The organism is Streptomyces vinaceus (assembly GCF_008704935.1).
In the GTDB taxonomy this organism is placed as follows: domain Bacteria; phylum Actinomycetota; class Actinomycetes; order Streptomycetales; family Streptomycetaceae; genus Streptomyces; species Streptomyces vinaceus.
In genome coordinates, this window is the sequence record NZ_CP023692.1 from 4,687,194 (window position 1) to 4,711,343 (window position 24,150).

Sequence of the window (24,150 nt, forward strand, 5' to 3'; positions counted from 1 at the left end):
TGCTACTCCGGCTGTCCGCCACCTCCCCGGGGCAGGGCGGCCCGGAGGACGAGTTCGGCCTGGATGGGGAGGTCGGCACGGATCAGGGTGATCGCCAGCCGCATGGTTTCCTCGTGTCCGCGCTCGCGGCCGCCGAGCAGGAGCGCTTCCCCGAGTGCGGAGTGTCCGCTGGTGTACAGGTCTGCGGCAGCGAGGCTGAGTTCCTCGTGGGTGAGTGCCTTGTTCGCTGACCAGGCGATGCCGATGACTCCCCGGCGGTCACCGGCGGACTGTGCCGCGCACAACGCCCTTACCGTTTCCACGGCCTTCCCGTTTTCGCTGCTGCGCCGGTCCCGTGCCGGTCTCTGCGCCGGATCCGCGCCGGACCGGCTGCACTCGCCAGACGCAGGCTGCGCAGACGGGGTGGACGGGGTCGCGGACATCTGCTGTGCCGCGCAGATGTCGCTGCTCTCCCAGGGCGAAACGGGGCGAGTGTTCCGCCGGGCCGCGGACTTCCGCAGCCGTTCGAGGTGCTCCAGCTGGTCCGGGACCGCGGCGGCGGTGCGGCGCACTGCGTCGTAGATCGCTCCGAGCGTGACGGCAGAGGGCACACGGCGGCCCGTCCAGTAGTTGGACAGGGTGCTCAGCGGGATGCCGAGGTACTTGGCGCGGGCCCCCTGTTTTCTCATGGACATGGCGGATATGAGGCTGCGGAAGCGCGCCACGTACTTCTCCCGTGCCGGACTGCAGCCAGGCCAATAGGCGCTGCCGACCTGACCCGCGACGGCCATGGATCCTCCTGGGTAGGGACTTTGATGGAGGATCAGTCTTTCCTGATCGAGAGTGGAGGGCGCAAGCGGCAAACCCTGGATTTCGGAAGTAGCTGTTTGCGTTCCATGCGCACACGGTGGGCTGGTGTTTGCGTTTCCTGCGAGGCGGTGAGGAAGCTGTTTGCGTTACGGCGCAAACACCCGAATGGGCTTGATTCTCCTGGTGGGTCGCCTATGAGAATGGGGCTCCCCTGGTGAGTGCCGCACCAGGGACGGTCGGCCGGTAAATGCTACTTAGGGGATAGATCGTGACCATTGCAGACATTCCGTCGTGGCGTAGTGAAAAGCTTTCGACGATGGTCCGCTGCGCACTGTGGCTGATTACCGAGGTCGGCGAAGGGGAGGTGTTCACGAAGACTCAGCTGCGGGAGGCATTTCCGGAGACCTCGCAGATCGACCGCCGAATGCGTGATCTCCGGGACCGCGGCTGGCGCATCTCCACCAACCGGGAGGACGTGAGGCTGACTCCGAGCGAGCACCGTTTCGTGGAGATGGGGGCGGAAGTCTGGAAGCCCGGGCAGTCGAGGGTCAAACCGGCTGCGGTGGTGTCGGCTCCGCAGCGGCGTGAGATCCTCGACCGTGACGATCATCTGTGCCGTGTATGCGGGATCGCCGCCGGCGAGGCGTACGACGGCGGAATCGAAACCGCTCAGCTGGACCTCGCGCGCCGAGAGGTCGCTGGCCCCGGTGGTGTGAGCGTTCAGCTGGTCACTGAGTGTCGCCGGTGCCGGATCGGGGGCCGTGGCCGGCAGACCGACCTGAACGGCGTGCTCGATCGCCTGGATCAGATGAGCCAGGTCGAGCGGGAGCACTTCGCGCAGTGGGTGGCCTCGGACCGGAGGGACTTCAGTCTCCTGGAACGGCTGTGGGGCGAGTACCGGAGCTTGCCGGCAGAGTCGCGCGGGACGGTTCGCCAGGCGCTCAAGCGGCCGTAAAGGCCACGTGCGGGATGGCCGGCAGCAGGACGGGCGGACGCCCGAGTCAAGGAGATCTGTGGAGATGCTGAACTTCAATCTTCCGCCGGACGCCGCGGCGAACGCGGAGTTCGTCGCACGCCGGCTCAAGGAGTCTGCGGAGACTGACGGTGCCAGGGAGACCGTCACCGTCGACTGGAACGGCCGTCCGCTTCACGTCGACGTGATCGACGTGCCGCTCCGCTCCCTCTACTACAACCCGGCGACGCACCGGATCAGGGCGCAGCTGGGCCATGACCCGAAGTTCGCGCGCGGCCTTGACGAAGATCCCTGGAGCCCGGAAAGCCAGGAGTACCTGCACCGGCTTCTCGTCGGCAAGCCGACCAACCCCGACCACGTCGACCCCGACTTCGAAACCCTTGTGGCCAGCCTCAAGTCCGTGGATCAGCTGGAACCGGGCCTGATCACGCACGAAGGCATCCTGGTCAACGGCAATACCCGTGCAGCCGCACTCCGGCAGCTGAAGCGCCCGTCGATCAGGGTCGGCGTGCTGCCTCCGTCGTTCACATGGGAAGACATCAACGCGGTCGAGCTCGCCCTTCAGCTCCGGCCTGATGAGCGCCGCGACTACTCGTACATCAACCGGCTGATCGCCATGGAAGAGCAGGAGCTGATGGGCCGTGACGCAGCTGACATCGCCCGTGCCTTCCACGTGCAAGTCAAGACGTTCAGGCAGGAACGCTGGATCCTGAGCGTCATCAGGGACATGATCGACAGGAGCAGCACCCCAGAGGGGGGCCAGCTGGCGCTGTCCGATTTCGAAGGACACCAGGAGAACCTCAAGGAGCTCCACCGCACGTACATGACGGTGTCGGCGGCCAGCCAGGAGCGAGCCGAGCAGATCAAGGAAAACAGGATCGTCGCCATCCTCCTGGACTTCGCGAAGACGAAGACCCGTCTCATCGGTGCGGACTTCCAGGCGGACTACCTGCAGGACAATCTGCCGGACCTCCTGACCGCTGACGCCGGCGAAGCGCTGTCAGCGGTCGAGATTCCCGGACTTGGCGTCTCGGTTCCCGCCGCTTCTGATCCCGTACGCCAGGCTCGCGCGGCAACTGACCGGGTACTGCGGGCCAGGGCCCTGGAATCGGCCCGCCATCTCACCCCTGAGATCCGGGAAGCCGCTCAGCGGGAAGTGACGGAGGCCCGCCGGGGAATGCGGCGCGCGCTCGACGAGGCGGAGCGCGACGATCGGCTGAAGCGCGTACGGCAGACCACCGCGGAGCGGTTGGACGATGCTCGGGCCGCGATCGAACAGAGCGTCGTTGACCTCGTGCAGGCATTGGGGAAAGACAGCCTCGATGAGGAGAGCTTCGACAGCGCACTGCTGCGGCTGAAGGGGAGCATGGCAAAGCTGGCGCGCCAGGCCAGCCGCGGTGTGAGCACCCCTGGCAGCGGTGTCACCTGGCTGATCAAGGCGAGCGAGGGCTGACGGTGCTCGACGCGGTGGAACCGTCGCTCCGGCTTGGCTTCGACGAAACCCGAACGAAGGTTGTTTTCCGGGCCCTCCCCGGAGGGCAAAGCCATCTCGTCAGGCTGATTGCGCGGTTCGACAGCGGCAGTCAGCGCGGAAACCTCGCGGCGGAGGTAGACCTCGAAGACTTCCTGTCCCGTCTTACCCTGCTCGGTCACTGGCACGATCCGGCTGGTGTGTCCTTCGCGCCGGACCTCAAAGAACTCGCCGCGGCGTCCGTGCGTGACGCCCAGGCGGTCGAGGAGCGCCTCAAGGCTGGCAGCGAGGGGCAGGACGTCACGGGACTCGTGGCGGCGTCCGCCGTCCCCGGGATGCTGGGAGATTCCTGGATAGCACCCCTCACGGACTTCCAGACGCGTGACATCGCGAAACTGCTGTCCCTCACGCATGGAGCGAACTTCAGCGTGCCCGGTGCGGGCAAGACCCGCACGGCCCTGGCTGTATACGCAGCTCTGCGTCGGTCCGGCTCTGTCCGGCGCATGCTCGTCGTCAGCCCCAAATCCGCATACGAGGCGTGGCGGGACGAGGCCGGTCTGTGCTTTACCGAGCCCCCAGTGGTGCGTGTCTTCAAGCGTTGGCCTGACAACGACGCGGAAATACTCCTCGTCAACTACGAGCGGCTGAGCCGATACCAGGCAGAACTCGCGGACTGGCTCAGCATGGGCCACGCCATGATGGTGCTGGACGAGGCCCACCGGATGAAGCTCGGAGTCAGGGGAACGTACGGAGCCACGTGCATGGCGCTGGGACCGCTGGCCAGCCACCGGCTGATCCTGACCGGTACGCCTGCGCCGAACGGTGCCAAGGACCTGGAGAGCCTGCTGTCCTTCGTGTGGCCGGGGCACGGACGCAGCGCAGTGGACAGAGCCGTGGCCGGCGGGGACCTCGCGCATGCCAGCAGGGTCCTGCGGCCGCTGTTCACGCGCACGACGAAGAACGAACTGGGGCTGCCGCCGGTCGACGTCCGCGTCAAGTACGTCGACCTCCCGGAAGCTCACCGCAGGCTGTACTCGGCGCTGCGCAATCAGCTGACCGGGCTGGCTTCCAGGGAGCAGGAGGAGTTCACCAGACTGGGCAAGGTCCTCGTGTATCTCATGATGGCAAGCACCAACCCAGCGCTGCTGGAAGCAGGTTTGGACCGCTACGAGCCGCTCCCCTTCTACGTTCCGCCCCTGCGTCCCTCGGACGGCCTTCCTCTGAAGGAGCTCATGAGGGACCTGCCCAGGTATGAGAGCTCACCTAAGTACGAGGCCGTTCTGCAGACGGTCTCCGACAACGCGCGCGCCGGGCGGAAAACGCTCGTATGGTCCACGTTTGTGCGCAACCTGACCACACTCGCGGCGGTGCTGGGGAGGTACAGGCCGGCTGTGGTGCACGGAGGAACCCCGGATCGGGACGAGGAGATCCGACGGTTCCGAGAGGACCCAGAGTGCATGGTCCTGCTGTCCAATCCCGCGACACTGGGCGAAGGAATCAGCCTCCATCACGTGTGCCACGATGCCGTCTATGTGGACAGGGACTTCGCGGCAGGCCGGTTCCTGCAGAGTCTGGACCGGATCCACAGGCTGGGACTGGCCTCCGGTACGCAAACGCGTGTCACGGTCCTCCTGGCCCGCGGCACCATCGACGGAATCGTCCATGACCGGCTCGGCCAGAAACTGGAGTTCATGGGCAAGATCCTGGATGACCCGCTGGTGCAGGAGCTGGCAGACCCGGAGGAAGACGTGACCCCCTGGGGCATGGATGCCGCAGACCTCCATGCCCTGATCAGTCACCTCGGCGAGCCGTCCGGCTGACACCGCCGGACGGCCCGCCCGTCCTGCCTCTGATGCCCTTTGCCTACGCCGCCCCGTGGCACTCGGCGTAGGGCTTGGTTGAGGTGCACCAGCAGGGGGTGTTGGGGGTGGGGGGCCAGGGGGTGGCTTTGCCTCTTGCCGCCAGCGTCGTGGCGTACTCCGGGAGGAGTGAGGGGGAGGCCGGGGAGGTCTTCTCCGAGGCCGCGAAAGCCTCGTACGAAGGGACGCTCGCCGTCACGATGCCGAGGTTCGTCGTGCCCGAGGCCGCCAGGGCGCGCAGCGACGACTCGATGTGGGTCAGGTGCGCCTCGTGCGAGGGGTACTCCGCCGCCAGGGTCGGGTACGACGTGAGGAGCTCGGCCAGTTCGCGGGCCGGCCAGTGCAGGATCGCCACCGGGAACGGGCGGGAGAGGGCGGCGCGGCGGTCGCCCAGTTCGGCGCGGAGGCGGGCGATCTCGGCGCGCAGCTCGGCCGGGTCGTCGGAGCCGAGGGCCCAGATGCGCTTGGGGTCGTGGAGCTCGTCCAGCGGGATCGGGCCGATGTGGCGGGTGTCGGCGACCATGTCCCACTCGTCGTGCGGGAGCCCGAGGAGGCGACGGACCCGGTGGCGGCCCGTCAGGAGGGCCGTGGTGGCCTGGGTGAGGGGCGCGTTCTCCGTGATGAGGAGGGCGGCGGCCTCGGTGAAGCACTCCTCCGAGGCGGTCAACTCGTCGTGCGCCTCCAGGGTTTCCGCGATGACCTCCCAGGGGGCCGGGTCCTCGGGCGCCGCCGCGCGGATGCCCTGGATGAGGGCGCGGGCCTCGGGCTCGTGGCCGTACTCCCACAGGTTCGCCGCCTGGAGTGCCTTGATCAGGTGCGGATCGGCGGGTGAGGAGGCGAGGAGCTGGTCGTACAGCGCGCTGGCGCGGTCCCGGGCGTCACCCAGTTCGAGGTGGGCCGCGGCCTGGAGGAGCAGGGGCTCCTGGTCCTCGGGGTAACGGGTCGCCGTGCGGATGAGGCGCTCGGCTTCGGCGATGTGCTCGGCAGGCGTGTCAGGGCGCATGGTTCACACCGTACTGCCCTGGTCTGTTGACGGGGGAGGTCTTAAGGTGCGCCCCGTGCGGGATCACATGCGTGTGGTGGTGCAGGGGGGCGGCCGGCGCGGACGGCGGGCCGGTCTCGCGCGGGTGCTGTGGGCGGGCGCCGAACTGGCCGTCACGGTGGGCGTGGTGGTGTTGTTGCTGGTGGTGCACCAGGTGTGGTGGACCAACCGGCAGGCCCTGGCCGCAGCCCGGGAGGAGGTCCGGGCACTGGAGAGGGAGTGGGCCCTGCCTCCGGCCCCTTCCCCTCCTGATGCCGGAGATTCCGGGGATCCCGGTCCTGCCGCGGGTCCGGCGCCCTCCGAGTCCCCTTCCCCGCCCTCTCCCATACCCGAGTCCGGGGCGGCGCCGCGGACCCCGGCGCCGCCGGCGCGGGAGTCCGCGTACGGGGTCCTGCGGATCCCGCGGCTCGGGGTCGTCGTGCCCGTCGCGCAGGGCGTCGACAAGCGGGCCGTACTGGACAAGGGGTACGCCGGGCACTACCCGGGCACCGCGCAGCCCGGGGCGCAGGGCAACTTCGCGCTCGCCGGGCACCGCAACACCCACGGCGAGCCGTTCCGGTACATCAACCGCCTGCGGGCCGGGGACGAGCTGATCGTCGACGTACGGGGGCAGCGGTACACGTACGTGGTGGGCAGGACGCTGGCGCAGACCAGCGAGCGGGACACCGGCGTCATCGCGCCCGTGCCGCGCAGCACGGTCCGGCCGGAGTTCGGGTACGACGAGCCCGGCGCGTACATCACGCTCACCACCTGCACGCCCGAGTACACCTCCACGTATCGGCTGGTGGTCTGGGGAACCTTGAAGAGATAGACCGCGTTCTTGCATGTGGTGGGTACGGATCGGATCTTGGGAGGGGGCTCGGCCATGGCGCGGATCGACCGGATCGACCGGATCGACCGGATCGACCGGATCGACCGGATCGACCGGATCGGGCGTGGGCGGCTGCTGATGGCCCTGCTCCTGTTCGCCGGGCTCGTCGGTCTCGTCGGGCTCCTCGGGATGTTCGCCGGGGAGGGCGGGCTGGGCGCCGTCGTGGTGGCCCTCGCCGCCACCGTCGCCGTGGGCGCCGCCGCCCTGGCCGCCCGGCTCGTACGGCCCGTGCCGCCCCATCGCATACGCACGGCGATACGTGATCGCGAGCGGCGCACGGCGTTCCTGCCGCAGCGTGATCCCGATGCCTCGGGCCGGTCGCGGCCCAGGGCGCCCGGTCGTCCCGTCCTGACGGCCGCGTAGGGGCACCGCTTCCCTTCTCCATCCCCTCTCTTCGTCGTCGTGCCCCTCGTGGTCGTCGCGCCGAAAAGCACCTCTTTCGACGTTGACGAGACCCCTCGGAGGGCCCGCGTGTCCGTTTTCACCCACCTTGTTAGCGAGCTGAGCCGGCTCCTGGAGCCCGTGCTGGCCGAGTCCGCGACCGCCGCCGCGATCGTGCTGTTCACCGTGCTCGTACGGCTCGCCCTGCACCCCCTGAACCGGGCCGCGTTCCGCGGCGCGACCCCGGTGGCCGGACTGCTGCCCGTCCTGCTCCAGCTGCCGGTGTTCTTCCTCATGTACCGGGCCTTCTCCTCCGGCGCCCTGCTCGACCACCGGCTGTTCGCCGCGCCGCTCGGGGCGAGGTGGGCCGATGCCCTCGGGGCGGGCGGTCTCCTCGGGGCGCAGGGGCTGGTGTTCCTGGCGCTGTTCGCGGCCATCGCGGCGGTCGCCGCCTGGAGCGCCGTACGGGGGCGGCGCGCCGCCGCCGCGGCACCCGTCCCGGCCGCCGTCGCCCACGTCAGCGCCGAGCAGCAGGCGGCGATGCGCAAGCTGGGCGGCGTACTGCCCCTGCTGTCGTTCGGGACGCTGGTCACGGCGGCCGTGGTGCCGCTGGCCGCCGGTCTTTACCTGGTGACCACCACCGCCTGGTCCGTGGCCGAGCGGGTCTGGCTCCAGCACCGCAAGGAGGTGGCCGAAGGAGGCGCGCGTTCCAGTCTGTGAACAGGGTCTTGCGGATTGGGCGGCCATCTTGGAGGATCAACCAATTCTCCGATGGCCGCAACCCATCGGCAGGCCCGGGCTCGCCCATGGGCCGACCACCCACGACCACGGGAGAATGCCCATGAAGCTGCTGCGTGTCGGACCGGTCGGGGCCGAGCGCCCCGCGCTGCTCGACCAGGACGGGACCCTGCGGGACCTGTCCGGCCTGATCACGGATGTGGACGGCGCCCTGCTCGCCGACGACTCCGTGCTGTCCCGGGTACGGGACGCGGCGGCGTCCGGCCAGCTTCCCGTCCTCGACGCGGAGGGCCTGCGGATCGGTGCGCCGGTCGGCCGGATCGGCAAGATCGTGGGCATCGGGCTGAACTACTTCGCGCACGCCGCCGAGATCGGCGCGGAGCCGCCGGCCGAGCCCATCCTCTTCCTCAAGGCCGCGGACACCGTGGTCGGCCCGGACGACACCGTGCTGATCCCGCGCGGCAGCGTGAAGACCGACTGGGAGGCCGAGCTCGGCGTCGTCATCGGCAGCACCGCCCGCTACCTGTCCTCCGCCGCGGAAGGCCTGGCCCACGTGGGCGGATACACGCTGGTCAACGACGTATCGGAGCGCGAGTTCCAGATCGAGCGCGGCGGCACCTGGGACAAGGGAAAGAACTGCGAGACGTTCACCCCGCTCGGCCCCTGGCTGCTCACCGCCGACGAGGTCGCGGACCCGCAGAACCTGGACGTGAAGCTCTGGGTCAACGGCGAGCTCAAGCAGGACGGCAACACCGCCGACCAGATCTTCCCGGTCGGCGAGGTCGTGCGGTACCTGAGCCAGTTCATGACCCTGTACCCCGGTGACGTCATCGTCACCGGCACCCCGGCGGGCGTGGCCATGGGCCAGCCGGATCCCAAGCCGTACCTGCGCGCCGGTGACGTCGTCGAGGTGGAGATCGAAGGCCTCGGCCGCCAGCGCCAGGAGTTCAAGAGCGCGTAGCCGCCGCGCGCCGGCACACGTACGCGGAAGGGGCGGGACGGCCGTACGCGGCGGTCCCGCCCCTTCCGCAGCGGTGCGTACGGAAGGCCCGCCGGCCCCCTTCAGGACGCGGCCGGAGCCAGCTCCACCGTCACCCCGTCCCGGGACGAGATCCGAGCCGCCTCCAGGACCGCCAGGCACTGCGCCGCCTCGTGCGCGGTGACCGGCGCCGGGCCGCCCTCGCGCAGCGCCGCCGCCACCGCCGCGTAGTACGCCGGGTAGTCCCCGGGAGCGGTCGGCACCGGGGCTCCGCCGCCGGTCAGCGGGGACTCGCCGGAGCCCACCCGCCCCCACAGGTGCTCCGGCTCCTCGCCCCAGGGGGTGTCCCCGACGCCCGGCCGCTGCCCCTCGCGCAGGGCCGCCTCCTGCGGGTCGAGCCCGTACTTCACGTAGCCGGCGCGCGAGCCCAGGACGCGGAAGCGCGGACCGAGCTGCGCGGTGGTCGCGCTGACGTGGAAGTGGGAGCGGACCCCGTTCGCGTGCGTGACGGCGATGAAGGTGTCGTCGTCCGCCTCGGCGCCGGGGCGGCGCACGTCGGTTTCCGCGTAGACCCGTACGGCCGGGCCGAACAGCACCAGCGCCTGGTCGACGACGTGGCTGCCGAGGTCGTACAGCAGGCCGCCGATCTCCTCCGGGGCGCCGGACTCGCGCCAGCCGCCCTTGAGCTGCGGGCGCCAGCGCTCGAAGCGCGACTCGAAGCGCTGGATCTCGCCGAGTTCGCCGTCGGCGATGAGGCGGCGCAGGGTGAGGAAGTCGTTGTCCCAGCGGCGGTTCTGGAAGACGGACAGGAAGGTGCCGGTCTGGTCGGCGAGCGCGGCGAGTTCGCGGGCCTCGGCGGCGGTGGCGGCGAGCGGCTTGTCCACGACGACCGGGATGCCGGCGTGCAGCGCGGCCGTCGCGAGCGGGACGTGGGTCTTGTTGGGGGAGGCGATCACCACCAGGTCGAGGGCGGGGGTGAGGTCCCACAGCTCCTGCGCGGTGTCGACGATCCGGACGCCGGGGTAGGCCTCGCGCGCTTGGGCCTGCCGGCCGGGGTCGGAGGTGACGACCGTGTCGAGGACGAGCCCGTCGGTGGCCGAGACGAGCGGGGCGTGGAACACGGAACCGGCGAGCCCGTAGCCGATGAGGCCGACGCGGAGGGGGGCGTCGGACCGCGCGGGGAATGCGGAGGAGGAGGACGGGGCGGACGAGGAGGACGGGGCGGGCGGGGAGGACGGGGAGGCGTTCATGCGTCCACTTTGGCAACAGTGTTGCTTAAGTGCAAGGAAGGTGGACAATGGAGAGGTGGACTGGCGTAGCGGAAGCAACGGAAGCGGCGCGAACCTGCCGGCGCTGCGGGGTCACAACGACGCGCTCGTACTCGCCCTGCTCCGTGAAGCGGGCCTGGAAGGACTCGGCCGCACCGAGCTCGCCGCCCTCACCCGCCTCACCCCGCAGGCCGTCAGCAAGATCACGGGGCGGCTGCGCGCGGAGGGACTCGTCGCCGAAGCGGGCCGTGGCGAGTCCACCGGGGGCAAGCCGCGGACGCTCCTCCAACTGGCCGCCGGTGCCCGGCACGCCGTCGGGGTGTACGCCGACCGCGACGAGTTGCGGGCGGTACGGGTGGACATGCTGGGCACGGTCGTCGAGCGGATCCGCGGCCCGCTGGACTTCGCGGCCGGACCGCACGCCGTCGTGGACGAGGTCGTACGCGCCGTGGACCGGCTCTGCGGGGACGCGGGCGCAGGGTCCCTGCTCGGTGTGGGCCTCGCCGCGCCGGGGCCGCTCGACTGGCGGGCCGGCGTTCTGGGCCGGGTGACGGGACACCCCGAGTGGGAGGGGTTCCCGCTGCGGCAGGCGGTGGCCGACCGGCTCGGGCCCGCCGCCCCGCCGGTGCTGCTGGACAAGGACACCAACGCGGGGGCCGCCGCCCCCGGCCGCCGGGCCGCCGGAACCTCCGTGTACCTGCACCTCAGCACCGGCCTGGGAGCCGGGCTACGGCTGCGCGGCGAGGTCTTCCGCGGGGAACGTTCCGCGGCGGGCGAGTTCGGGCACCAGGTGCTGATGCTGGACGGGCCACCCTGTCGGTGCGGAGGCCGCGGTTGCGCGGAGGTGCTGTGCCTGGAGGCGGTGGCCCGCGGGGACCTCCGGGAGGCGGCTCGGATCCTGGGCGAGGGCGCCGCGAACGTGGTCGCGCTCCTGGACGTGGACCGGGTGTGGCTGGGGGGACGCGTGGTGGACGCCGCGCCGGAGGTCTTCACGACGGGCGTCCGCCGCGTCCTGGAGGCCCGCACCCTGGGCGGCCCGGTTCCGGAGGTCGCCGCGTCCGAGGACGGTGTCGCCGAGGGTGCGGCGGAACTGGCCCTGGCCCCGCTCTTCGGCCGTGTGGGCTGAGCGCCCCGCCGCCCGCCGCCCCCCGCCCGCTGCTCCCGCCCGCCCCCCCGCCCCCCGCCCGCTGCCCCCGCCCCCCGCTGTCGTGGGCCGGCCGCCGGTCCCTCCCGGGATCCGGGGCGGGCGGGCTACCGTGCCTGCATGGAGCTCTTTTCGCGTTCTTGGGGGGCCTTGCGGGCGGCCGTGGACGGGGTCGCCGACGAGGACTTCGGGCGGGAGTCCGGGTGTCGGGGGTGGCTCGTCCGGGATCTCGTCTGCCATCTCGTCATCGACGCGCAGGACGTCCTGATCACCCTCGTCACCCCGGCCGCAGGCGAGCCGACCGCCGACGCCGCGACCTATTGGGAGGTCGCCGACCGGCCGCCCACCGGCGAGGATCCGCTCGACGCGCTCATCGTGCGGCTCGCCGCCGCGTACGGGGACCCGGCGCTGCTCAGGTTCCACCTCGACGACGTCGGCTCCGCCGCCGGCCGCGCCGCGGAGCTCGCCGACCCCGCCCTGCGCGTGCGCACCCAGGACAAGGTCCTCACCGTCGCCGACTACCTCACCGCGTACGTCCTCGAATGGACCCTCCACCACCTCGACCTGACCGCCCGTCTCCCCGGCGCGCCCCCACTGCCCCCGGAGGGCCTGGCCCGCTCCCGTGAGCTGCTCGAACAGATCGCGGGCTCCGCCTTCCCCGCCTCCTTCACCGACCGCGACGCCCTCCTCGTGGGTACCGGCCGAAGGGAGCCGACCCCCGCCGAGCAAGCGGAACTCGGGGCCCTCGCCGCGCGGCTGCCCCTCGTCCTCGGCTGATCCGATGGCTGATCCGATGGCTGATCCGATCAGGCGTAAGCCGGAGGCCGGCAGGCGTGGCGGGAGGAGGGGGGTCCGGGGGCATGGGAGGGTGCCGGGAGGCCGGGGTGATTGTCGCCTCGTCCGACCATCGGATCGGCCCCTGAGTCCCTCCACCCCCGTCCGGCGAGCAGCGAAGCGAAGGTCTTCCATGCGACTGCGCAAAGCCCTTGCCCTCTCCGCCGTCCCCGTCCTGGCCGCCGTCGCCCTCTCCGCACCGCTCGCGACGGCCGACGTCGGCAACGGCGGCGGCGCCCGCCCCGCGCCCGCGCTGCCCTCCCGGATCGAGGCCACCTGCGGCGACGGGAAGAGCAGCGCCTTCCCCATCGGCGCGCGGATCCGCGGGGGACCGGCGGTGTACCGCACCGGCGGCGGGCCGCAGACCTGGTACCTGGACCTCACCAACACCACCAACTCCGAGTGCACCGCCATCCACCCCGTCGTGGTGTTCACGGACAAGGCCCGCGCCCTGCTCCCCGCCCACTTCCGGATGGAGTTCGAGGCCCCCGGCGGTACCTTCCCCGTCAACCTCGAACGCAGCGACCGCGACGAGATCATCGCCGTCTTCGACGGGGGCGAGGCCTTCTCCGGCTTCGCCGTGCGGGCCGGCGGCTCCCTGACCGTCAAGGTCAGCCTGGCCTTCGCCCCCGGTACGCCCCCCGGCGAGGTCCTCGCCGACGCCGCGCTCGTGCAGCGCAAGGCCGACGACGGCGACTGGGTCGGGGAGGCCGGCGGCTACCGGTTCTCCATCGAGGGGCCCGAGGGCGAGCGCGGCGAAGCCGGCTCCCTCGCCGACACCGGCCCCCGCAACCGGCTCTACGGCGTCGGCGGGGTCGCCTCGCTCGCCACCGGGGCGGGGCTCCTGCTGGCCGCCCGCCGCCTGCGGGCCCGCAGCGGTCCGCGCGCCGCCGACACCCCCCGCACCCCCGGTACCCCGGCGCGCTGATCTCCGTACATCCGGCCCGCGTACAGTCCCAGGGTGGAAGAACAGAACCTGCACCACCGGCCCGGCTCGCCCGTGCGTTCCGGCATCCCGGAGCACGGGCGGATCCCCAAGTACTACGCCGTCAAGGCCCTCATCGCGGACCTTCTCGACGACCTCGGCGAGGGTGGCCTGCTGCCCACCGAGCGGGATCTCGCCGAGCGGTACGAGGTCTCGCGCGAGACCGTACGGCAGGCCCTGCGCGAGCTGCTCCTGGAAGGCCGGCTGCGCCGCTCCGGCCGCGGCACCGTCGTCGCCGGACCCAAGCTGGAACAGCCCCTCTCCCTCGCGAGCTACACCGAGGGCGTACGCCGCCAGGGCCGCCGCCCGGGCCGCAACCTCATCGGCCTGGAGCGCTTCCCCTGCCCGCCCGAGCTGGCCCCCGGCATCGGCGCCGGGCCCGGAGAGCCCGTCTGGCACCTGGAGCGCGTGCTGCTCGCCGACGACGAGCGGGTCGGTCTGGAGAGCACGTACATCAGCGTGGCGCGGGCGCCCCGCCTCGACAGCGAGTTCCAGCCGGACTCCTCCTTCTACGGATACCTCCGCGACCGGCTCGGGATCTCCTTCGGGGACGCCGACGAGAAACTGGAGACCGTCCTCGCCACCCCCCGCGAGGCCCTGCTGATCGGTACCCCGCCGGCCCTCCCCATGCTGCTCATCCACCGCTTCTCGCGGGACCAGGACGGGCGTCCGCTGGAGCGCGTGCGTTCGCTCTACCGTGGTGACCGGTTCAGCTTCACGACCCACCTGAGGCCCCGGTAGCCCCGAGCGGAATCAGTGCAAGGTGGCGAAAAGGGGCGTATGGATATCACGAGAAGGTAACGGGTCTAGTCCAAGAGTCGAGGGCTGTTCACCGTCCCGTTGCCGTCCTGCCCTTCCCGGTCCACGGGGCACGGCCACCGTGGAGCGCGTGAGAGTCATAGTCGTCGGAGGCGGCGTGGTCGGCACCATGCACGCCTGGCAAGCAGTCGAACGCGGCCACGAGGTCGTCCAGATCGAGCGAGAGGCCGAGGCCCGCGGCGCGTCACTGCGCAATTTCGGCCAGATCTGGGTCAGCGGACGGGCCGGGGGCGAGGAGCTCGACACCGCCCTGCGGGCCCGCGAGCTCTGGGAGCGCATCGGCGCGGAGGTGCCCGGCCTGGGCTTCCGCGCGATCGGCTCCCTCACCCCGGTCCGGGGCGCCCGTGAGTACGCGGTCGCCGAGGCGGCCGCCGCCCGCCCGGACGCCGCCGCCCGGGGCTACGAACTGGTCACCGCGGCGCAGGCGCGGGAGATCAACCCCGCCCTGCGGGGCGCCTTCGAGGCCGCCCTGTGGTGCGAGCGGGACGCGGCCGTGGAGCCGCGCACCGCCCAGCTCCACCTGCGCGAGGCCCTCAAGGCGAGCGGCCGCTACACCTTCCTGCCCGGACGGGAGGTGCGCGAGGTCGTCGGCCACGGCGCCGTCCGCGACGACCACGGTGACGTCCACCGGGGCGACGCCGTCGTCCTCGCCACCGGCGCCTGGCTGTCCGGCCTGGTCCGCGAGCTGGCCCCCGACCTGCCCGTGCGCCGCGTCCGGCTCCAGATGATGCAGACCGCCCCGCTGGGCGAGCAGCTCACCACCTCCGTCGCGGACGCCGACAGCTTCCGCTACTACCCCGCGTACCAGAGCGAGGCCCTCGACCTCCTCAACGCCGAGCAGGCGCAGGCGCCGGTCGCCGCCGCGCACAAGATGCAGCTGCTGATGGTCCAGCGCCAGGACGGCGGACTGACCATCGGCGACACCCACGAGTACGAGCACCCCTTCGCGTTCGACACCCTCGAAGACCCGTACGAGCACCTCACCGAGGTCGTCGAATCCTTCCTGGGCCGCCCGCTGCCGAAGATCCGGCACCGCTGGGCGGGCGTGTACGCGCAGTGCACCGACACCTCCCGCGTCGTCCACCGCCAGCAGGTGGCCGACGGCGTCTGGCTGGTGACCGGACCCGGCGGCCGCGGGATGACCTGCTCGCCCGCCATAGCCGAGACCACCGCGAACGAACTGGGCTGGTAACGAACATGAGCAACAGCAGCACCGACCGCCGCAACCTCGTCGTCCTCGACATGGCCGGCACCACCGTCGCCGACGGCGGCCTCGTCGAGCGCGCCTTCGAGCTCGCCGCCGAGCGGATCGGCGTCGAGCCGGGCACCGCCGAGCACGGGGCCAAGCTCCAGTACGTCCGCGACACCATGGGCGAATCGAAGATCTCCGTCTTCCGCCACCTCTTCGGCACGGAGGAGATGGCCCAGCGCGCCAACTCCGCCTTCGAGGAGGCGTACGGCGAACTCGTCGACGGCGGGCTCATCGCCCCCCTCCCCGGCGCCCGCCAGACCATCGAGAAGCTCCGCGACGACGGCCGCACCGTCGTCCTGACCACCGGCTTCGCCCGCGTCACCCAGGACGCCATCCTCGACGCCCTCGGCTGGCAGGGCCTGGCCGACCTCACCCTCTGCCCCGCCGACGCGGGCGGCCGCGGCCGCCCCTACCCGGACATGGTGCTCGGAGCCTTCCTGCGCACCGGCGCCGCCGACGACGTGCGCGACGTCGTGGTCGCGGGCGACACCGCGTACGACATGCTCTGCGGGCGCCGCGCCGGCGCCGGGATCGTGGCGGGCGTCCTGACCGGCGCCCACGACCGCGCGGCCCTCACCGAGCACGGCGCGACCCACGTCCTGGAGTCGATCGCCGACCTGCCCGCGGCCCTGCTGGGGTCGGCGTGAGCGGCATCCGCTTCGAGGGGGTCAGCGTCGCGTACGGCGGCAACACGGTCCTGGACCGCCTCGACCTGAGCGTCGAGCCCGGCGAGGTCATGGCGCTGCTCGGCCCCTCCGGCTCGGGCAAGACCACGGCGCTGCGCGCGGTCGCCGGCTTCGTCCGGCCGGCCGCAGGCCGGGTGTTGATCGGCGGCCGGGACGTCACCGCGCTCGCGCCGCACAAGCGCGGCATCGGCATGGTCGTCCAGCAGTACGCGCTCTTCCCCCACATGCGGGTCGAGGACAACGTGGCCTTCGGCCTCAAGGCGCAGAAGGCCCCCAAGTCCCGGATACCCGCGCGCGTCGCCGAGGCGCTGGAGATGACGGGCATGGCGGCGTACGCCAAGCGCTACCCGCGCGAGCTCTCCGGCGGGCAGCAGCAGCGCGTCGCGATCGCCCGCGCGCTGGCGATCCGCCCCGGGGTCCTCCTGCTCGACGAGCCGCTGTCGGCGCTCGACGCGCAGCTGCGCTCCGGGATGCTCGCCGAGCTGGCCCGGCTCCACCGCGAACTGCCCGACGTGTCCATCCTGTACGTCACCCACGACCAGGTGGAGGCGCTGACGCTGGCCGACCGGATCGCGGTCATGGACAGGGCCCGGCTCCAGGACTGCGGTACTCCGCAGGAGCTGTACCGGGCGCCGCGCACCGAGTTCACCGCCTCGTTCGTCGGCAACGCGAACCTGATCCCGGTGACCGTCGCCGAGTCCGGGGCGGTGTTCGCGGGGCGCCCGCTGGAGCTCGACCGCGGTCGCGCCGTCCCCGGCGCGAGCGCGACCCTGTGCGTACGGCCGCACCTGCTCGGCCTCGGCGCCGGCCCCAACGCGCTGAGCGGGACGATCACCGAGGTCCAGTGGCGCGGCTCCACGCACCGGCTGTACGTGGAGGTCGAGGGCCACCGGATCAAGGCGGACCTGCCCGAACTGCGCGAGACCCCGGCGCTGGGTGACCACGTCACGCTGCACTTCGAGCCGCGCGACGCCGTACTGCTGGCCGGCGGGGTGTCGGATGGCTGACGTCCCGCGCCCGGGCGGCCGGGGGACGGCGCACATACCGGGTACGCGGACCCCGGAGCACCCCGGCGCCGCGCCCGGCCACGCCGGCACGGCCCGCCCCGGCGCCGCGGCGGACCCGGGAACTGCCCCGTCCGGTCCGGGTACCGCCGCGTCCGGCCCGGGTACCGCCCCGGACCGGCCCGGCGCCGCCCCGTCCGGCTCCCGCGCCCCGCAGGGGACCGGCGCACCGCGGGGGCCCCGCGGCGTGCCCGGCTGGCTCTGGTCCCTGCCGCCCGTGGCCGCGCTCGCGCTGGTCTTCCTCTACCCGCTCGCCCTGGTCGTCCAGCAGTCCTTCAGCCCCGAGAACGGCGGCGGCGCCTTCGACGCGTACGCCTCCGTCTTCCGCTCGCACTCCTTCCGCGAGGCGCTCGGGACCACGGTCTGGCTGGCCGCCGGAGCCACCGTCGGCTGCCTCGTCCTCGGCTTCGTGCTCGCGCTGATCATCGCCTTCGTCCCCTTCCCCGGGGCCAGGGCCGTCGCGAAGTTCATCGACGTCTTCCTCTCCTTCCCCTCCTTCCTCATCACCCTCGCCCTCCTCTTCATCTACGGCACCGTCGGCATGGCCAACGGTCTCTGGACCGATGTGAGCGGCGGCGCCGAGGGGCCCTTCCACTTCCTCACCACCCCCTGGGGCGTGCTGCTCGCGGAGATCACGTACTTCACGCCGTTCGTGATGCGCCCGCTGCTCGCCGCCTTCTCCCAACTGGACACCGCCCAGCTGGAGGTGGCCTCCTCGCTCGGCGCGAAGCCCGCCCGGATCATCCGCCGCGTGATCCTCCCCGAGGCCCTCCCGGCGCTCGCCGCCGGCGGCAGCCTCGTCCTGGTCATGTGCCTCAACGAGTTCGGGATCGTGCTGTTCACCGGGGCCAAGGACGTCACCACGCTCCCGATGCTCGTCTACGGCAAGGCGATCCTGGAGTCCGACTACTCGGCCGCCTGTGTGGTCGCCGTCGTCAACATCGTCATTTCCGTCGGCCTGTTCGGCCTCTACCGGGTGGTGAGCAAGCGTGCTGGTGCATAGCAAGAGCGGACGCTGGGCCGCCTGGGGCCTGTTCGGCCTCCTCTTCCTGCCCCTCTTCGCCCTGCCCCTGCTCGTCGTGGTGACCGCGTCGTTCTCCACCCACTGGTCGGGGGCCTTCCCCTCCGGCCCGACGACCGGGAACTACGCTTCCGCCGTGCAGGGCGAATCCCTCCAGGCCCTGACCACCTCACTGGTGACCGCCCTCGTCGCGAGCCTGCTCGCGCTCACGGTCGGGACCTGGGCCGCGCTGGCCGCGGCCCGGCTGAAGCGGCGCGGACGGCGCTCCCTGGACGCCCTGTTCATGCTGCCGGTCGCCGTGCCGTCCGTGGTCGTGGGCCTCGCCGTCCTGGTCGCGTTCAGCAAACCGCCGGTGCTGCTCAACGGCACCAGCTCAATCGTGATCCTGGCGCACACGATTCTTGTCACGGCGTTCGCCCATCAGTCGGTTTCGGCCGCCATCGTTCGTCTCGACCCCGCGTACGAACAGGCGGCGGCCTCCCTGGGCGCCCGTCCCGCGTACGTGCTGTGGCGGGTCAAGCTCCCCCTCCTGCTGCCGTCGCTGACGGCGGCCGCCGGACTCTGCTTCGCCCTGTCCATGGGCGAGCTGAGCGCCACGATGATGCTCTACCCGCCGGACTGGATGCCCCTCCCGGTCCGGATCTTCACGGCCACCGACCGCGGTTCGCTCTTCGGCGGGTCCGCAGTCGCCGTGGTCCTGATGGCCACCACCCTGCTGGTCCTCCTGGCCGTCTCCCGTATCCGTACCAGAGCCACGTACCGCTGACTCCCTTTCCCCCGTAAGGAAGTTCTCCTCCATGTCCAGAAACCCCCACGGTCGTCGCGGCCTCCTGCGCGCCACCGCCGCCGTCACCGGCAGCCTCGCCCTCGCCGGCGGCCTCACCGCCTGCGGCGGTTCGGGTACCGCCGCCGAGTCCAAGGGCGGCGGCGAGAAGATCGTCACCGTCTACAGCGCCGACGGCCTCAAGAGCGAGAAGGGCGACGGCTGGTACGACAAGGTCTTCGCCGAGTTCACGAAGAAGACCGGCATCGAGGTCAAGTACGTCGAGGGCGGCTCGGGCGAGATGGTGCAGCGCGCCGTCCGCGAGAAGACCAACACCCAGGCCGACGTGATCGTCACCCTCCCGCCGTTCATCCAGCAGGCGGACGGCAAGGGCCTGCTCCAGGCCTACAAGCCGCAGGGCTCCGAGAAGGTCAACGGCGCCGACAAGGCCGCCGACGGCAAGTGGACCTCGGTCGTCAACAACTACTTCGGCTTCGTCTACAACAAGAAGGAGCTCGCCGAGGCGCCCAAGACCTGGGAGGAGCTGCTGGACGGTAAGTACAAGGGCAAGCTCCAGTACTCCACCCCGGGCGTCGCGGGCGACGGCACCGCCGTCCTCGTCAAGGCGATGCACGACTTCGGCGGCAAGGAGCCGGCGCTGGAGTACCTGAAGAAGCTCCAGGCCAACAACGTCGGCCCGTCCTCCTCCACCAGCAAGCTGGCGCCCAAGACCGACAAGGGCGAGCTGCTCGTCGCCAACGGCGACGTCCAGATGAACTTCGCGCAGTCCAAGTCCATGCCGAACCTGGGCATCTGGTTCCCGGCCAAGGACGGCGGCAAGCCGACCACGTTCGCCCTGCCGTACGCGGCCGGTCTGGTGGACAAGGCCCCGCACACCGAGAACGGCAGGAAGCTCCTCGACTTCATGCTCGGCGAGGAGGCCCAGAAGCTGGTCAGCGAGGTCGGCGGCGGCTTCCCCGCCCGCACCGACGTCAAGCCGACCGACGCCAACGCCGTCGAGCTCACCAAGCTGATGACCGGAGTCGAGATCTTCGAGCCGGACTGGGCGGACATCGACAAGAACCTGGCGAGCTACGTCGACGCGTGGAAGTCGGCAACCGGAAGCTGATTGGTCGCCTCCTGGTCACCCACGACCAGGAAAGTGACGCTTGCATAACAGGTCTGGACCGAAGACCGCACCTTCGGTCCGGACCCCGCGCACGCCCACCTGCGCCTTCCCACGATTACTCCCGGAGGAGTACGTGCCCACTGTCCTGTCAGGACGCGCCCTCGCCGTGACCGCCACCGCCACGGCCCTGCTCGCCACCGCCCTCGGCGCCCACACCGCCACCGCCGGGACGGCCGACGCCGCCGCAACCGCGGCAACCACCGACAAGGTCCTCGTCATCGGCATCGACGGCACGGTCCTGGACCGCGTCAAGGCCGCCAACGCCCCCCACCTGCAAGGCCTGATGGCCCAGGGCCTCACCGCGAAGAGCACCCTCTACGCCAACCCGATGGCCGCCACCTCCTCGGGCCCCGGCTGGTCCACCATCGCCACCGGCGTCTGGCCCGACAAGCACGGCGTGAAGGACAACACCTTCACCGGCAAGAACTACACCGCCCACCCCGACTTCCTGACCCGCATCGAGAACGCCAAGCCGCAGCTCAACACGTACGCGGCCGCCGACTGGGAGCCCCTCACCTCCACCGACGCGGGCGGCCCGGTCTTCTCCGCCAAGGTCGACAAGCGCCTCTCCCTCAAGGGCGACCGCGACGGCTACGGCACCGAGGACCCGAAGATCGCCGCCGCGGCCTCCGCCGAGCTGCGCGACCAGAACCCGGACGCCGCGTTCGTCTACTTCGGCCAGGTCGACGGCGCCGGGCACTCGTACGGAGCCGCCAGCCAGCAGTACCTCGACGCCATCGGCCGCGTCGACGTGATGGTCGGCCAGCTCCTCACCGCCGTCCAGAACCGGCCCACGTACGCCCAGGAGAACTGGAAGATCCTGGTCACCACCGACCACGGGCACACCGACGCGGGCGGCCACGGCGGCTCCACCCTCCAGGAGCGCGGCACCTTCGTCATCGCCAAGGGCGCGGGCATCCCTGCCGGTTCGGTCCGGAGCGACGTCAAGCTCGTCGACGTGGCGGCCACCGCGATGGCCCAGGTCGGCGTCGACCCCGGCCCGGCGATCGACGGCGTACCGCTGAACGCCCCCGACAACGACCCGTTCGACACCCTGCGCCCCAACCTCCAGGCGCGGGTGGACGAGACGGGCATCCCGGCGGGCGTGAAGGGGTTCACGCACACCCCGCCGGCCGGCTGGTCCGTCGACAACTCCAAGATGGGCACCGGCGGTGTCACCGAGTGGGCCGGCTGGGCCTTCGCGACCGACGAGTTCTGGAGCCAGTCCCAGCGCGACCAGTGGCGCGAGCTGAACGTCCGCTCCCGTGACGTGTTCGCCGTCGCCGACTCCGACGAGTGGGACGACAAGTCCCACACCGGCTCCTACGACTCCACCCTGATCACCCCCAAGTGGGCCGTGACGGGCGGCACGGTGAAGAACCTGACCTTCCAGACCCATTACCACCACGAGGCCGGCCAGACCGCCCAGGTCCTGGTCTCCTACAACGGGGGCACGCCGACCGTCGTCAAGAGCTACACCGCCGACGCGGTCGCCAAGGCCGAGTCCCTGGCCCTCCAGGTCCCGGCCGGCGCCACCGACGTCCAGGTCCGCTTCCGCTACGCCGGCACCAACAACTGGTACTGGACCGTCGACGACGTCAAGCTCGGCTGATCCACCACGCAAACCGGTCCGGGGTCCGGGCTGTGGACGCTTACGGCGCCCGCAGCCCGGCCCCGATAGGGTGGTAGAGACCACAGGCCAAAGGTCAGCGGTCACAGGTCAGAGGTACGGCCACCGAGAGCGGAGAACAGTCCCGTGGCAGAGCGCAAGCCGATCGAATCCTGGCTCACCGACATGGACGGGGTCCTCATCCACGAGGGAACCCCGATCCCCGGCGCCGATGTCTTCATCAAGCGGCTGCGCGACTCCGGCAAGCCCTTCCTGGTCCTGACCAACAACTCCATCTACACCCCGCGCGACCTCCAGGCCCGCCTCTCGCGCATGGGCCTCCACGTCCCCGTCGAGAACATCTGGACCTCGGCGCTCGCCACCGCCAAGTTCCTCGACGACCAGCGCCCCGGCGGTACCGCGTACGTCATCGGCGAGGCCGGACTCACGACCGCCCTGCACGACATCGGCTACATCCTGACCGACCACGAGCCCGACTACGTGGTCCTCGGCGAGACCCGCACGTACAGCTTCGAGGCGATGACCAAGGCGGTCCGCCTGATCAACGCCGGCGCCCGTTTCATCTGCACCAACCCCGACGAGACCGGCCCCTCCACCGAGGGCCCGCTGCCCGCCACCGGCGCCGTCGCCGCGCTGATCACCAAGGCGACCGGCAAGCAGCCGTACTTCGCCGGCAAGCCGAACCCGCTGATGATGCGGACCGGCCTGAACGCCATCGGCGCGCACTCCGAGAGCAGCGCGATGATCGGCGACCGGATGGACACCGACGTCCTGGCCGGGCTGGAGGCCGGGATGCAGACCTTCCTCGTGCTCACCGGACTGACCTCCGCCGAGGACACCGAGAAGTTCCCGTACCGGCCGACCAAGACCGTCAACTCGATCGCCGACCTGGTCGATCTCGTCTGATCCGAACGGGTCAAGCGCGCGGCGCTCCGGATGCGGAGCGCCGCCCCGCACGTGAACCTCCTTGATGAGGAGGTTCACCATGCGCAGTGCTCTGATCGCTCTCCGTGTCACCGGGGTGGCCGTCGCCCTGACGGCGCTCACCGCCGTGTCCTCGCCCACCGCCCTGGCGGCCGGCGAGGAGAAAAGCGGCAGCGTCTCGGTCGATCCGCGCCAGGCCGAACCGGGGGCGCAGGTCAAGCTGCGCGTCCACGGCTGTGAGGACAAATGGGCGACGGCCAAGTCCGCCGTCTTCGTGTCGGAGGTCCACTTGTCCTCCGGCCGCGACGGGGACAAGTCGCTCTGGGGTGACGCGATGATCAGCTCGCACGCCCAGCCCGGCTGGCACCCCGTCCAGGTGAAGTGCGACGGGGGCGAGGACCGGATCCGCGGCACGGTCGAGGTGGTCCGCCGCCGCGACGACCGCGAGAAGGAGCGGGAGCAGGAGCGCGACCGGCCGAACCCGCACCAGACGCCCGTCTGGCCCGTCCACGCGGGCGGCGGCGGGATGTCCGCCGAGCTCGCGGCCACGGACCGGGCGGTACGGGCGGCGCAGGCGGCCCGCGACCAGGCCGCGGCCCAGGCGCAGGACCAGGCCGCGGCGGCGAAGAAGAGCCACGGCGGCGAGGGCCCCGGCCTCCCGCACACGGTGATCGGCGCCGTGCTCGCCGCCGCGGCCACCCTGGCCGTCGCCTTCCGGGCGCTGACCCTGCGCCGGCGCCGCAGCGGCGAGTGAGGGCGCGGCGGTGACGGGCCCGGGGGAGCCGAGGTCCTCGGGCGGCGGGCGGCTGCTGACCTTCGCCGCGTGGTCCGTGCTGGTGCTCGGCCTGTGGCTGTGGGGCCGGGAGATCACCGGGGTCCCGCCGAGCGCGTCGTCGGGGCCGGCCGGCGGGTCGGCGCTCCCGGTCCCGGGGCTGCCCGCCGCGCACGCCCCGCTGGCGGCGTCGGTGCCGGCGCGGATCGACGTACCGTCGATGGGCATCCAGGCGCCGGTGGTCTCGCGCGGCCTCGACGCGCAGGGTGCGATCCAGCCGCCCCCGTACGAGAGCCCGGGCACGGTGGGCTGGTGGGGCGGCGGGGCCAAGCCGGGCGAGGCCGGGACGGCGCTGCTGGTCGGGCACGTGGACACGGCGTCGAAGCCGGCGGTGTTCTACGGCCTGAGTACGGCCAAGCCGGGCGACACCGTACGGGTGGTCCGGATGGACGGGTCGGTCGCCGAGTTCACGATCGAGGAGGTACGGGTCTACGAGCGGGCGCGCTTCGACGCGCACCGGGCGTACGGCCAGCGGATCAAGGGGCGGGCGGAGCTGCGGCTGGTGACCTGCGGGGGCACGTACGACAAGGCGGCCAAGGAGTACACGGCGAACGTGGTCGTATCGGCCTACCTGACGGGAGGGGCCCGGCCCGGCGTCCCGGCGTGAGCCGGACGCCAACCGGATGCGAGCCGGAC

The 24,150-nt window shown here is 71.6% G+C and carries 24 protein-coding genes; 21 read left to right on the plus strand and 3 right to left on the minus strand.

Features of this window, described 5'->3' with window-relative positions; all coding sequences use genetic code 11:
- Nucleotides 1-2: 2 nt before the first annotated feature.
- Entirely contained in the window at nucleotides 3-770 is a 768-nt protein-coding gene (locus CP980_RS21155; RefSeq protein ID WP_132754934.1) for a hypothetical protein, read from the minus strand.
- Nucleotides 771-1,057: 287 nt separating this feature from the next.
- Here CP980_RS21155 and CP980_RS21160 point away from each other — a divergent pair, with 287 nt between their 5' ends.
- From CP980_RS21160 to CP980_RS21170, 3 genes are all read left to right on the plus strand, one after another.
- Entirely contained in the window at nucleotides 1,058-1,744 is a 687-nt protein-coding gene (locus CP980_RS21160; protein WP_308439365.1) for a hypothetical protein, read from the plus strand.
- Between the two features lie 64 nt (nucleotides 1,745-1,808).
- Nucleotides 1,809-3,215, plus strand: coding sequence for a transcriptional regulator (locus CP980_RS21165; RefSeq protein WP_150528822.1), 1,407 nt, complete (start codon nucleotides 1,809-1,811; stop codon nucleotides 3,213-3,215).
- Between the two features lie 2 nt (nucleotides 3,216-3,217).
- The gene (locus CP980_RS21170) at nucleotides 3,218-5,053 is read left to right on the plus strand and encodes a DEAD/DEAH box helicase (RefSeq protein WP_150528823.1); all 1,836 of its coding nucleotides are present in this window, start codon (nucleotides 3,218-3,220) and stop codon (nucleotides 5,051-5,053) included.
- A 43-nt stretch (nucleotides 5,054-5,096) separates the two neighbouring features.
- Here the strand turns inward: CP980_RS21170 and CP980_RS21175 are convergent, their stop codons facing one another.
- A complete protein-coding gene (locus CP980_RS21175; protein ID WP_132754938.1) occupies nucleotides 5,097-6,095 on the minus strand; it encodes a tetratricopeptide repeat protein in 999 nt (332 codons plus the stop codon).
- Nucleotides 6,096-6,162: 67 nt separating this feature from the next.
- Here CP980_RS21175 and CP980_RS21180 point away from each other — a divergent pair, with 67 nt between their 5' ends.
- From CP980_RS21180 to CP980_RS21195, 4 genes are all read left to right on the plus strand, one after another.
- Nucleotides 6,163-6,945, plus strand: coding sequence for a class E sortase (locus CP980_RS21180; RefSeq protein ID WP_150530304.1), 783 nt, complete (start codon nucleotides 6,163-6,165; stop codon nucleotides 6,943-6,945).
- Between the two features lie 138 nt (nucleotides 6,946-7,083).
- Nucleotides 7,084-7,368: a DUF6412 domain-containing protein gene (locus tag CP980_RS21185; protein WP_132756029.1), complete on the plus strand. Its 285-nt coding sequence runs from the start codon at nucleotides 7,084-7,086 to the stop codon at nucleotides 7,366-7,368.
- 108 nt (nucleotides 7,369-7,476) lie between these two features.
- Nucleotides 7,477-8,106, plus strand: a complete 630-nt coding sequence (locus CP980_RS21190) for a YidC/Oxa1 family membrane protein insertase (RefSeq protein WP_150528824.1) — start codon at nucleotides 7,477-7,479, stop codon at nucleotides 8,104-8,106.
- 121 nt (nucleotides 8,107-8,227) lie between these two features.
- Nucleotides 8,228-9,085 (plus strand): fumarylacetoacetate hydrolase family protein, encoded by an 858-nt coding sequence (locus CP980_RS21195; RefSeq protein ID WP_150528825.1) that lies wholly within the window; start codon nucleotides 8,228-8,230, stop codon nucleotides 9,083-9,085.
- Between the two features lie 101 nt (nucleotides 9,086-9,186).
- On the opposite strand, the gene CP980_RS21200 is transcribed toward CP980_RS21195, so the two are convergent.
- A complete protein-coding gene (locus CP980_RS21200; RefSeq protein ID WP_150528826.1) occupies nucleotides 9,187-10,353 on the minus strand; it encodes a Gfo/Idh/MocA family oxidoreductase in 1,167 nt (388 codons plus the stop codon).
- A 55-nt stretch (nucleotides 10,354-10,408) separates the two neighbouring features.
- Between CP980_RS21200 and CP980_RS21205 the strand changes: the two genes are divergently transcribed.
- The 14 genes from CP980_RS21205 (at nucleotide 10,409) to CP980_RS21270 (ending at nucleotide 24,121) form a co-directional block, all read left to right on the plus strand.
- A complete protein-coding gene (locus CP980_RS21205) occupies nucleotides 10,409-11,497 on the plus strand; it encodes an ROK family transcriptional regulator (protein WP_229907060.1) in 1,089 nt (362 codons plus the stop codon).
- A 138-nt stretch (nucleotides 11,498-11,635) separates the two neighbouring features.
- Complete coding sequence (locus CP980_RS21210; protein WP_150528827.1) at nucleotides 11,636-12,292, plus strand: maleylpyruvate isomerase N-terminal domain-containing protein; 657 nt, start codon at nucleotides 11,636-11,638, stop codon at nucleotides 12,290-12,292.
- Nucleotides 12,293-12,482: 190 nt separating this feature from the next.
- Nucleotides 12,483-13,277 (plus strand): hypothetical protein, encoded by a 795-nt coding sequence (locus CP980_RS21215; RefSeq protein WP_132754950.1) that lies wholly within the window; start codon nucleotides 12,483-12,485, stop codon nucleotides 13,275-13,277.
- Between the two features lie 33 nt (nucleotides 13,278-13,310).
- Nucleotides 13,311-14,075: a GntR family transcriptional regulator gene (locus tag CP980_RS21220; RefSeq protein ID WP_099892091.1), complete on the plus strand. Its 765-nt coding sequence runs from the start codon at nucleotides 13,311-13,313 to the stop codon at nucleotides 14,073-14,075.
- 148 nt (nucleotides 14,076-14,223) lie between these two features.
- The gene (locus CP980_RS21225) at nucleotides 14,224-15,345 is read left to right on the plus strand and encodes a TIGR03364 family FAD-dependent oxidoreductase (RefSeq protein ID WP_132754952.1); all 1,122 of its coding nucleotides are present in this window, start codon (nucleotides 14,224-14,226) and stop codon (nucleotides 15,343-15,345) included.
- A 5-nt stretch (nucleotides 15,346-15,350) separates the two neighbouring features.
- The gene (locus CP980_RS21230; RefSeq protein ID WP_150528828.1) at nucleotides 15,351-16,052 is read left to right on the plus strand and encodes a phosphonatase-like hydrolase; all 702 of its coding nucleotides are present in this window, start codon (nucleotides 15,351-15,353) and stop codon (nucleotides 16,050-16,052) included.
- Nucleotides 16,049-17,098 carry an ABC transporter ATP-binding protein gene (locus CP980_RS21235; RefSeq protein ID WP_150528829.1) on the plus strand — a complete coding sequence of 350 codons (1,050 nt, stop codon included), beginning with the start codon at nucleotides 16,049-16,051 and terminating at the stop codon, nucleotides 17,096-17,098. Before CP980_RS21230 ends, CP980_RS21235 begins: the two co-directional genes overlap by 4 nt.
- A complete protein-coding gene (locus CP980_RS21240; RefSeq protein WP_229907061.1) occupies nucleotides 17,091-18,158 on the plus strand; it encodes a 2-aminoethylphosphonate ABC transporter permease subunit in 1,068 nt (355 codons plus the stop codon). Before CP980_RS21235 ends, CP980_RS21240 begins: the two co-directional genes overlap by 8 nt.
- Complete coding sequence (locus tag CP980_RS21245) at nucleotides 18,145-18,942, plus strand: ABC transporter permease (protein WP_132754958.1); 798 nt, start codon at nucleotides 18,145-18,147, stop codon at nucleotides 18,940-18,942. The genes CP980_RS21240 and CP980_RS21245 overlap by 14 nt, the downstream gene beginning before the upstream one ends.
- Nucleotides 18,943-18,973: 31 nt before the next feature.
- Nucleotides 18,974-20,068, plus strand: coding sequence for a 2-aminoethylphosphonate ABC transporter substrate-binding protein (locus CP980_RS21250; protein WP_150528830.1), 1,095 nt, complete (start codon nucleotides 18,974-18,976; stop codon nucleotides 20,066-20,068).
- Nucleotides 20,069-20,201: 133 nt separating this feature from the next.
- Nucleotides 20,202-21,740, plus strand: coding sequence for an alkaline phosphatase family protein (locus CP980_RS21255; RefSeq protein WP_167535863.1), 1,539 nt, complete (start codon nucleotides 20,202-20,204; stop codon nucleotides 21,738-21,740).
- A gap of 144 nt (nucleotides 21,741-21,884) precedes the next feature.
- Nucleotides 21,885-22,664: an HAD-IIA family hydrolase gene (locus CP980_RS21260; RefSeq protein WP_099892103.1), complete on the plus strand. Its 780-nt coding sequence runs from the start codon at nucleotides 21,885-21,887 to the stop codon at nucleotides 22,662-22,664.
- A gap of 79 nt (nucleotides 22,665-22,743) precedes the next feature.
- Nucleotides 22,744-23,436 (plus strand): hypothetical protein, encoded by a 693-nt coding sequence (locus tag CP980_RS21265; RefSeq protein WP_150528831.1) that lies wholly within the window; start codon nucleotides 22,744-22,746, stop codon nucleotides 23,434-23,436.
- A gap of 10 nt (nucleotides 23,437-23,446) precedes the next feature.
- Nucleotides 23,447-24,121 carry a class F sortase gene (locus tag CP980_RS21270; protein ID WP_150528832.1) on the plus strand — a complete coding sequence of 225 codons (675 nt, stop codon included), beginning with the start codon at nucleotides 23,447-23,449 and terminating at the stop codon, nucleotides 24,119-24,121.
- The last annotated feature ends 29 nt before the right edge of the window (nucleotides 24,122-24,150 follow it).

Coding starts and splice junctions, on each gene's coding strand:
- CP980_RS21155 (WP_132754934.1), bottom strand. CDS start 770: ATGGCCGTCGCGGGTCAGGTCGGCAGCGCCTATTGGCCTGGCTGCAGT.
- CP980_RS21165 (WP_150528822.1), top strand. CDS start 1,809: ATGCTGAACTTCAATCTTCCGCCGGACGCCGCGGCGAACGCGGAGTTC.
- CP980_RS21175 (WP_132754938.1), bottom strand. CDS start 6,095: ATGCGCCCTGACACGCCTGCCGAGCACATCGCCGAAGCCGAGCGCCTC.
- CP980_RS21180 (WP_150530304.1), top strand. CDS start 6,163: ATGCGTGTGGTGGTGCAGGGGGGCGGCCGGCGCGGACGGCGGGCCGGT.
- CP980_RS21185 (WP_132756029.1), top strand. CDS start 7,084: ATGGCCCTGCTCCTGTTCGCCGGGCTCGTCGGTCTCGTCGGGCTCCTC.
- CP980_RS21195 (WP_150528825.1), top strand. CDS start 8,228: ATGAAGCTGCTGCGTGTCGGACCGGTCGGGGCCGAGCGCCCCGCGCTG.
- CP980_RS21200 (WP_150528826.1), bottom strand. CDS start 10,353: ATGAACGCCTCCCCGTCCTCCCCGCCCGCCCCGTCCTCCTCGTCCGCC.
- CP980_RS21210 (WP_150528827.1), top strand. CDS start 11,636: ATGGAGCTCTTTTCGCGTTCTTGGGGGGCCTTGCGGGCGGCCGTGGAC.
- CP980_RS21215 (WP_132754950.1), top strand. CDS start 12,483: ATGCGACTGCGCAAAGCCCTTGCCCTCTCCGCCGTCCCCGTCCTGGCC.
- CP980_RS21230 (WP_150528828.1), top strand. CDS start 15,351: ATGAGCAACAGCAGCACCGACCGCCGCAACCTCGTCGTCCTCGACATG.
- CP980_RS21240 (WP_229907061.1), top strand. CDS start 17,091: ATGGCTGACGTCCCGCGCCCGGGCGGCCGGGGGACGGCGCACATACCG.
- CP980_RS21250 (WP_150528830.1), top strand. CDS start 18,974: ATGTCCAGAAACCCCCACGGTCGTCGCGGCCTCCTGCGCGCCACCGCC.
- CP980_RS21265 (WP_150528831.1), top strand. CDS start 22,744: ATGCGCAGTGCTCTGATCGCTCTCCGTGTCACCGGGGTGGCCGTCGCC.